Origin of the sequence: Okeania sp. SIO3I5 (assembly GCF_010672085.1) — a bacterium.
Lineage (GTDB): Bacteria > Cyanobacteriota > Cyanobacteriia > Cyanobacteriales > Microcoleaceae > Trichodesmium.
Genome location: NZ_JAAHHT010000210.1, coordinates 7406 through 16762, shown reverse-complemented (window position 1 = coordinate 16762; position 9357 = coordinate 7406). Strand labels below are relative to the sequence as shown.

General features: G+C 35.2%; 7 protein-coding genes. 2 read left to right on the top strand and 5 right to left on the bottom strand.

The features are described 5' to 3' along the window. Window positions 1-98: 98 nt before the first annotated feature. On the bottom strand, window positions 99-881 hold the full coding sequence (map, locus tag F6K40_RS31145) for a type I methionyl aminopeptidase (protein ID WP_293141592.1): 783 nt from the start codon (window positions 879-881) through the stop codon (window positions 99-101). 330 nt (window positions 882-1211) lie between these two features. On the opposite strand from map, the gene F6K40_RS31140 reads away from it, so the two are divergent. Next, a complete protein-coding gene (locus tag F6K40_RS31140) occupies window positions 1212-1697 on the top strand; it encodes a glutathione peroxidase (RefSeq protein ID WP_293141590.1) in 486 nt (161 codons plus the stop codon). A gap of 353 nt (window positions 1698-2050) precedes the next feature. On the opposite strand, the gene F6K40_RS31135 is transcribed toward F6K40_RS31140, so the two are convergent. After that, complete coding sequence (locus tag F6K40_RS31135) at window positions 2051-2242, bottom strand: hypothetical protein (RefSeq protein ID WP_293141588.1); 192 nt, start codon at window positions 2240-2242, stop codon at window positions 2051-2053. Window positions 2243-2861: 619 nt separating this feature from the next. Here F6K40_RS31135 and F6K40_RS31130 point away from each other — a divergent pair. Next, window positions 2862-3569: a hypothetical protein gene (locus tag F6K40_RS31130; RefSeq protein WP_293141586.1), complete on the top strand. Its 708-nt coding sequence runs from the start codon at window positions 2862-2864 to the stop codon at window positions 3567-3569. A gap of 321 nt (window positions 3570-3890) precedes the next feature. Here the strand turns inward: F6K40_RS31130 and F6K40_RS31125 are convergent, their stop codons facing one another. The 3 genes from F6K40_RS31125 to F6K40_RS31115 form a co-directional block, all read right to left on the bottom strand. Next, entirely contained in the window at window positions 3891-5438 is a 1548-nt protein-coding gene (locus F6K40_RS31125) for a hypothetical protein (RefSeq protein ID WP_293141585.1), read from the bottom strand. A gap of 1488 nt (window positions 5439-6926) precedes the next feature. After that, on the bottom strand, window positions 6927-8492 hold the full coding sequence (locus tag F6K40_RS31120; protein WP_293141583.1) for a sensor histidine kinase: 1566 nt from the start codon (window positions 8490-8492) through the stop codon (window positions 6927-6929). Window positions 8493-8670: 178 nt separating this feature from the next. Then, on the bottom strand, window positions 8671-8802 hold the full coding sequence (locus tag F6K40_RS31115) for a hypothetical protein (RefSeq protein ID WP_293141581.1): 132 nt from the start codon (window positions 8800-8802) through the stop codon (window positions 8671-8673). Window positions 8803-9357: the final 555 nt, after the last annotated feature.

The following is a 9357-nucleotide window of genomic DNA, read 5'->3' as shown; positions in this document are numbered from 1 at the left end:
TGTTGGCAAGTTTATGTTTTACATATTTGGCACTATTATATCTAATAAACCTTTTCTTTGTCAAAGATGGATAAAAGTTGATAGATTTCTAGATCTTTCTATTGATTCGGCAAAACTTTACAATACTGAGTCAATATTTCTACCCCTGTTTCTGTTACTGCCACAGTATGCTCAAATTGTGCTGATAGTCCACCATCTTTAGTAATAGCAGTCCAACCATCATCAAGCACCACACCTTCGTAAGTACCCTCATTAATCATCGGTTCAATAGTAAATACCATTCCAGTTCGTAACTTTTTCCCTTTTCCCCTAATGCCATAATGAGGAATTTGTGGTGCAGTATGGAAAACATTACTCACACCATGACCTACAAAATCTCTAACCACAGAAAAACCTTGTGCTTCAGCATACTCTTGAATAGCAGCTCCAATATCTCCAATTTTATTTCCAGGCTTAACTTCAGCAATGCCTAAATACATACATTTTTCTGTAACTTCAACTAATTTTTTAGCAACTGGAGAAGGTGTACCGACTAAAAAAGTTTTAGAAGTATCTCCATGATAACCATCAAGAATTGGCGTGACATCAATATTAATAATATCCCCTTCTTTTAAGACTTCTTTCTCATTAGGAATACCATGACAAATTACTTCATTAATGCTAGTACAAATAGACTTAGGAAAACCATGATAACCAAGAGGGGCACTACGAGCGCCATGAGCTTGTGTCCAACGTTCGGCTTCCTCATCTAATTCCAAAGTAGTTACTCCGGGCTTGACAAAGGGTTCAAGATGATGTAATAGTTCTGCTGCCAAACGCCCAGCTCGACGCATTTTTTCTATTTCTCTTTTCGATAATAAAACGATAGTTTCTGTTGCCATTGCTTCTTTAATTAATATTCGAGCTATACTGTTTCGCGGAAGTCAGAAATAGTATGGGCGAATGGCCATTTAGCTGCGCATAACTTTGTTAACGCTGCGCGACATGAAACGCCCCTACAGAAGTCAGAAGTAAAATTTGATAGACTTAAAGTAATGTTTATCCACTAATTCCGTCTATTATCTTTCACATCATCAGTTACTAACTATTTGTGACATCTTTAAAGTGAATTGATATTAGTTTACCATACTTTTATTTGATCAAAAATATTTTCTCTGTTTCCAACTACAGTGTAAAATTTATAATTATTCAGTTGGAGGTTTTATTCAAAGATGAGTACCACAGTTTCAGATATTACCGTCAAAACTATTAATGGCGAAGAAAAACAATTAGTAAATTATGCAGGTCAGGTTTTATTAATTGTGAATGTAGCGTCTTATTGTGGTTACACACCACAATATAAAGGTTTGGAAGAATTAAATCAAAAATATCGTGATGCTGGCTTAAAAATTTTAGGTTTTCCCTGCAATGATTTTGGGGCACAAGAACCAGGAAGTAATACAGAAATTGTTGATTTTACTAAGACAAAATATGATGTAACTTTTGAGTTATTTGATAAGGTTCATGCTAAAGGTTCTCAGCAACATCCTCTTTATTCTTGTTTGACAAATGCTGTTAATCCTAAAGGCGATGTAGCCTGGAATTTTGAAAAATTTGTTGTTAATAAACAAGGAGAAGTTGTTGCTAGGTTTAATAGTAGTGTGGCTCCTAATTCACCAGAATTAATTGCTGTTATTGAGGCTGAATTAGCTAAATAATCCAATAAATATAGGGAGCAGTTTTGATTTAGTAGAGCCTTGATGAAGTGTAGGGTAATTGGAATCTAAGTTGGGAAACCAAGCCCCTACAAAACACATAGTAACTTTTCCAAGGTTGAAGATATTAAAATTAGCTTTATTCTTTTAAATTTAGGCTTGATTAAGTTACTAAGGTACAGTTTTTTGCTTTTTTTTTATTTCCTTGAACCTCAATTACTACTCCATACTCCCTATTCCCTGCTACTTTCTAAATTAAAATATAAACCCTAGTTTTTAGCCTCGGTAATAGTTTAGAAAAAAATCCCGTTCAATTAAATAATAAATTTAGACACTATCCTTACCCAATGACAATTTCATCGCACAATTAACCCTGCTGATGTTATCAACAATTTAATTGCCGAAAGTATATACCCACCACTAGATTTTCCACTCACATATTTATGGATGAAACTATTTTTAAATCCAGGAGAAATAGCATTTCTGTAGGTAGAGCGATCGCTCTGTACTATTTTCGGCGCTCTCTCTTGAGCAAAACCAAACACCATTTCTCAAAAATCTTGGTATATCTGATTGGGTAGGGAGTAAGCATAGTTAGTCCGTACAATATAAGAATAATAAACATTGGTAGTGGTGTACAAGTAGTGATTTTTGCATTTTTACCGAAAAATTCTGGTCTAAAGTCTCCCTTTTTAAAGGGATAAAAAGCGGTCGTTTAGCATTCCTACGGAATGCTAAAGCAAACGCGACATGGAATAGGAGCATTCCTTATACGAAAAAGCGGAGCTGTCCGTAGGATGGGATGGCGTTAGCGTTAGCGTTAACGTTAGCGTTAGCGAGAGCTACCGTAGTAAGAGGAAACTCCTCTGTAAGAGGAAACTCCTCTGTAAGAGGAAACTCCTCTGTAAGAGGAAACTCCTCTGCATTCTTCGGGTTTCCTTTCCCTCCGGGACGCTACGCGTTTTGCTAGCGCAAAGCTTTACTAACCGCTGTCGCGACATGGAATAGGAGCATTCCCTATACGAAAAAGCGGAGCTTTGCGCTAGCAAACGCCATATCCAATCGACCCAGAGAAAACAGACTATTCCTTATGTCAAGCTTCCTTATTGCAGAGCTACTGATAACTGATAACTGTTAACTGATAACTGAAATGACTCCCTAATTAATATGAAATTTAAAATTACAATTTCTCCCTTTTCTCTTGCTAAATACTTAACTTTTGGCATCTTATGCTTAACTATATGCAGCATCGCTGTTCAGATAGGCAAATACGTTTTTGATTACCGCGAACCCTGGACAAGAATAATTAACCTTGACCGAGAAATGAATATTCCCACTTGGTATTCAGGTTTAATGTTAGTATTTTGTGGCTTAATTATTCGTGGAATATTTACTATCAAAAAATCACAGTCTGACCGTTTTTGGCGACAGTGGCAAATTCTCTCAATTATCTTCTTTATCTTAGCAATTGATGAAATAGCTAGTATCCATGAAATTTTGATTATTGATGACCTAGCAGATGCTCTAAATCTTCCCAGTTTCTGGCATTCTGTTTGGGTAATTCCTGGAACAATTTTAGTGGCTATTTTTATCTGGAAATATTGGAAATTTATCCTGTATTTACCAAAGCAATTACGCCGATATTTCCTAATTGCTATTAGTTTATATATCGGTGGTGCATTGGGTATGGAAATGGTGGGAAGTTACTATGATGGAATTGATGGTCAGCAAAACTTAATTTATGCAATGTTAGCTACCATAGAAGAAGTAATGGAAATGATGGGATGTGTAGTTTTTATCTATAGTTTATTAACTTATTTAGGTGAGTTAAATAGGGAAGTACAAATTAACTTTCATATTAAAAATAAGAGTTAACTTTAAGGCAGAAGGCAGAAGTTTTGTAGTTTACTTTTGTGAAAAGCACTATGAGACTGGAGCTACTGATACTAATAACTAATAACTGATAACTGATAACTGATAACTGATAACTGATAACTGATATCAAATCCGCTTACTTCGGAGCGTTATAAGAAACCGGGTTTGTGGAAGGTTAATATTAGTATTGTAGGGAATTTGATATGATATACCACTACGCAAATAGGTTAGGACATTTCTAAATCCTGAAAGCTTGTAACAGTTTACTATTCCCTATTCCCTATTCCCTATTCCCTAGCGCGTAGCGCTATAACTGAATAACTAAGGTGCCCACTTAGGATTAAAACCAGTCAGGGGTAACTCTTCTGGTTGAAGTTGCCACGGTGAATCATTTTCTGGCATTTTCGACTCTAAAGGTAACATCCATAGACGACTAATTTTTTCGTTATTTTCTGGTTCTTCCTTTTCGTTTGATATTGTCACCATCTGGTCAAATAATAATGCTAAACCATCTGGTGATAAATCCATATTAACTTCCCTTTGATTTGGCAAAATAACTAAAGGTCTTAAATAATTTCTCTTCAGATCAAATGCTGCAATATAAGGTTGTTCTTGATATTCCTCTGGATTCTCTACTACTTGAGTTAATAAGCAATATAAAATAGTTTTCATCGGGTCAAATTCTGCACTAAGAATATTACCATAAGGACGAGTTCGTAATAGCTCTTTCTCTTCACCTTGATTCGTCACAATATATAGCGATCGTGTACCATCTTGGTTATATTTCACCATTGTTGCCATCGAACCATCTGAGGCAAAACTTAATACTCTGCCAAACTTTGGTAAAAATATTAAATCTCCTGAATCTGTTTCTGGATTTATTGGCACAATAGAAGTTCCTTTCCCTTGTAAAATTACTAAACTCTTGCTATCTGGCGTAATTAAAAAGTCTCCACCTTTTTGAATTATTCCATCTTTATTTGTTAGAGGTTTTACTTCTTTTCCTAATTCTAATACCCAAGGACCAGCATCATATATATCTGTTCTATTTACTCGTTGAATTACAATTATTTCACCATCAGGAGATAGGTCGAATTTCAAATTTTGGTATTCTGAATTATCCAGAATTTTTTCAATTTTACCTACAACTTCTAAAGATTCTGATTTTTTTGTTGAAGATTCATAATTAATACCAGTTGTTACAGTATATATTTTTTGTTCTAAAATACTTGGAACCTCATTTAGCTTTTCAACTGCTGAAAATAAAATCTTTTTTCCTTTTGGAAAAAACTTAAAATCTAACACTTCTAGATATTCAGGAGTAAGCAATATTGGCTGCTCCTGTTTAGTCAAATTAATTAATACTAACCTGCCTTTTTCTTTACCTTGAAAACCTATATAAACAAATGCGCGATCGCGACTTTGAAATGAACCTTCAAAAGGCTCCATTATCTCCCCTTGATCAAGCCCATAAAACCTTTCTTTTGCACCAGATAATTTGACTGTATATTCATTACCATAAGGAGCAGGTTCTAAAATAGTATAAGCCATTCTCCGACCTGCCCAACTTAGTTTTCCTGGTAAAGGTGGTTCAATTTGTAAGTTTTTCTCAACACTTGCATGGTTCATAGGTCGATTAAAATCTAGTATAAAAGCTGTATCTTCAGCTCCTATTTTTCGATTTTGCCAACTAAAATCTTTAACTTTTGGAGCCGTATTTCCTACACTTAAAAATAGTACACAAATTAACAAAGTTAGACCGATAATTAAACTTATAGCAACTCGGTCAAGAGGTTGTCGTAATTCCTGTAAAATAATATCTTGAGTTTCACGAAATAGATGATTAATTTTTTTGTTCAAATTTACCATAAGTTTTACCGTTGTATTCCACAGATAATATTCAGTCAAATCAATTCAAAATTCAAAATTATTAATTCGCTCATTATAACCTCTGCCTAAAGTCAGAGGCTTAAAATCAGGAAAATATTTTTGATTTTTTCGTTCTAAATAACGAGTCTTGAATCCTTAATTAAACAATTATTGAAATTCACTTACAACCCAAAAAATTGAACTTTGAATGCGTGAATTTTGAATTCAAAAAATGCTCAGTTTCATGCAGTAAAAAAAAATGCTTAAACCGAATGATTTATATTTAATACCATGTCCGGATAAGAGCGTGATAAAAACACTTCTTTCTCCTGGTACATTCTTTTCTCGAGTCTCGAGTCTAGAGTCTCCTGACTCCTCCCTAATTATTTATAACTATTCAACAGGACATCATATAATATATAGCGTTTCTCAAATTGGTGAGATACAGTTTTAGATCCCCCCTGCCCCCCTTAAAAAGGGGGGAGTCTTCAAAGTCCCCCTTTTCAAGGGGGATTTAGGGGGATCGTAACTGTACCTCATCTTTATGAGAAATGCTATAGCAATTCCCAAAAAGCGCGAGGTACAAAATTCTAGGTTTTAGGGAACAGGGTACAGGGAATAGAATAGAAATAAAGATAAGTGCATCTCATTAGTCTGAGAAACGCTATATAAATATCAAGTCCCTTTAATTGTACATACAATCTAAACATCTACAGGTTTATAGGTTTACAGCGGTTTAATGATGAATAAACCACAATGATACTGACTCTTCACTCCTAACTCTTGACTCCTGACTCCTAACTCCTAACTCCTGACTCCTGACTCCTGACTCCTGACTCCTAACAATGAATTTAGTGGTCTACTTAACTGAAAAGCGCTGTATTTATGATATCAAATCCGGTTGAACAGTTATAAATAACGGGAGTCGTAGGGGCGATTTCGTTCCGAATGCTGTCGCTTTCCGCTTAATTAGGAGCATGACAAACAGAAATCGCCCCTACAGAAGGGAAGAGGAAGAAGTTTTAATATCAAATCCGGGGGAATTGGACATAAAAAAAATCTTCTATCTTCATAACTACGCTCATCTTTATGATTCTCTCTCCTCCTGACTTCCCCTCCTGGGAGGGGTTAGGGGTGGGTTGACTCCTGACTCCTCCTGAGTTAAGCAATCTATAACTGTTTAACCGGATTTGATATAAGGTATAAGGAGGAGGAATTTTTTGATCACTAATTATCCGGACATGATATGATATCAAATCCGGTAGTATCAGTATAGAAAAGCAGAGAAACCGGGTGTGTATCAAATATCCTACAATACTAACATTAACCTCCGATCAACCCGGTTTTTTATGAAACTCCGAAACAAGCGGATTTGACATGAAGTATGTAGGCAGTTGAGTGTTAAATTCTTCACAATATTAGAATTTAGTAGTTTAGTATCTTCTCGTGACTCCTGACTCCTGACTCCTGACTCCCAACTCCCTACTCCTAACTCCTAAATCCTAACTCCTGACTCCTGACTCCTGACTGTCGCACAGGAATTGAAATCACAACTTCTGTTCCCCTCCCCAGAGTCGAGAAATACTCCAACTTACCTTGATGTTTTTCAGTCACAATTTGATAACTGATAGATGTTCCCATTCCCGTTCCTTTACCAACAGGTTTAGTGGTGAAAAAAGGTTCAAAGATACGTTCTTGAATTTCTTGGGGTATACCACAACCATTATCTGCGATCGCAATTTGCACCCATTTATCCTTAATTAGAGAGGTTCGCAGTGTAATTTGACAGGAAAGATTGTGATGTTCAGAATTTGTTTTTGTCTCAATCATCTCTTCCAATGAATCAATAGCATTGGCCATAATATTCATAAACACTTGATTCAGCATTCCTGGATAACATTGGACAGGTGGGATAGTCCCATAATCCTTAATAACCTGAATTTCTGGTTTTTCTCGACTACCTTTGAGGCGATGTTGTAAAATCATCAGGGTACTGTCAAGTCCTTCGTGAATATTTATAGCTTTGATTCCCACCTCATCCATTCGAGAAAAATTACGCAAAGACACTACAATGTCACTAATTCGCTTGCTGCCAATTTCTATTGATGAAAGAACTTTCGGTAAATCCTCTTCAATGAATTCCAGCTCAATTTCTTCCGCTTCAACTTGAATTTCAGTAACTGGATGAGGGTAGTGCTTTTGATACAATTGGATAAGTCTTAATAAATCTTGGGTATGTTTTTGAATATGATGCAAGTTACCATGAATAAAAGTGACAGGATTATTAATCTCGTGGGCAACCCCTGCAACCAGTTGTCCCAAGCTAGACATTTTTTCGTTCTGGAGTATTTGTGTTTGAGTTTGTTGCAGTTGATGCAAAACTCGTTTTAGCTCATCCGCTTGATTTCGATAAGAACTTTCAGATTCTTGTAATTGTTGATATTGTCTTTTTAGCAAACGATCTGCTCTCTGAATAAACAGGAATAGGGTTCCATAAAGCGATGCCAGAATTGCTATACTACCCAGAATAATCTGGCACTGGGTTTGGTTAATTTTTTGAACCAAGGGAGTTACATCACTGTAAAGCTCAAATACTCCCACAATATCTCTTTTGTTACCATTAGCATGAACTGGTATATAGCTAGAAAGGAGATCGCGATCTTCTAGGATGTTTTTTAATGCTTTGAAGGTATCTCTATGTCCTAATTGACTGATAACTTGACCAGATTTAGCCGATAAAAAGCCAGATGTCTGACTCTTATCTTGTCCTATTTGAGAGAAATCAGTAGAAAATACAGTGCGTCCCTGTAAGTCATAAATTTTAACTTTCACAACCGATAAGCTTTCAAGCTGTACGATAACATTTTCATTTAGCTGACGAATTTGAGGATTTGCTGCTAATGCTTCATTACTTAGAGTTTGAGTTGAGGACAGAAAAGACCCATATTTCTGCCATATTGTATTGGCAAAAAACTTTGTCAGTGTAACATTTTTTTCTTCTGTTAGGGTAACTAGATCATATACTGCTTGCTGACGATAAAAAAATGCAAGCAAACCCGTTGTCAGAATAAATGTACTTAAGCTAACTATCGAAAAGTTTCGGACAAGTTGAAAACTTTGGGTAATCATAGCACTGTTGATAATGATTGGAAGATTTAATTTTCAGCTTTATTATATTATAGGCATCTTAACACCATTTTTATAAATGTTTGCTACAAATAGCTAGTTTTTTTTAGAATTCAGGATTCAGGAGTTCTTCGGCAGAATGAATAGCTTCGATGTCATTCTTAGTTGATAAATTATCGAATTTGTCTAATAGACATTTCTGCTCAAGTCTTTTTATCGCCCTTATTATTAGTAACATTCTTTTTTTACACTTGGCATAAAATGTAAGCACTCAGCTATCAGTTACTAGCTACTGTTAATTGTTTGAAGATATATCTATACTATAGCAATCCTATTTTATTTGTGTATAAAAATCTTACCGCTTTTAGGGAACAGGGAACACTTAACTCTTAACTGGGAACAGATAGGAATTTCGGCTTTTTTATTTACCTTTTAATTTTTCACAACCTATTTAGGATTGCTATACTGACTACTACGAAAAGCCAAAATACTTCCATAAGCAAACCCTAATTAGAGATAGTTTTTCTGCGCAATTATTCATTATCTATTATCAATTTTTAGGGAACACTTAACTCTTGACTGGGAACAGATAGGAATTTCGGCTTTTTTATTTACCTTTTAATTTTTCACAACCTATTTAGGATTGCTATACTGACTACTACGAAAAGCCAAAATACTTCCATAAGCAAACCCTAATTAGAGATAGTTTTTCTGCGCAATTATTCATTATCTATTATCAATTTTTAGGGAACACTTAACTCTTGACTGGGAACAGATAGGAATTTCGGCTTTT

Excerpts from the sequence above, each read along its gene's own strand:
- F6K40_RS31125 (WP_293141585.1), bottom strand. The coding sequence starts at position 5,438 with ATGGTAAATTTGAACAAAAAAATTAATCATCTATTTCGTGAAACTCAA.
- F6K40_RS31130 (WP_293141586.1), top strand. The coding sequence starts at position 2,862 with ATGAAATTTAAAATTACAATTTCTCCCTTTTCTCTTGCTAAATACTTA.
- F6K40_RS31135 (WP_293141588.1), bottom strand. The coding sequence starts at position 2,242 with ATGGTGTTTGGTTTTGCTCAAGAGAGAGCGCCGAAAATAGTACAGAGC.
- F6K40_RS31115 (WP_293141581.1), bottom strand. The coding sequence starts at position 8,802 with ATGTTACTAATAATAAGGGCGATAAAAAGACTTGAGCAGAAATGTCTA.
- map (WP_293141592.1), bottom strand. The coding sequence starts at position 881 with ATGGCAACAGAAACTATCGTTTTATTATCGAAAAGAGAAATAGAAAAA.
- F6K40_RS31140 (WP_293141590.1), top strand. The coding sequence starts at position 1,212 with ATGAGTACCACAGTTTCAGATATTACCGTCAAAACTATTAATGGCGAA.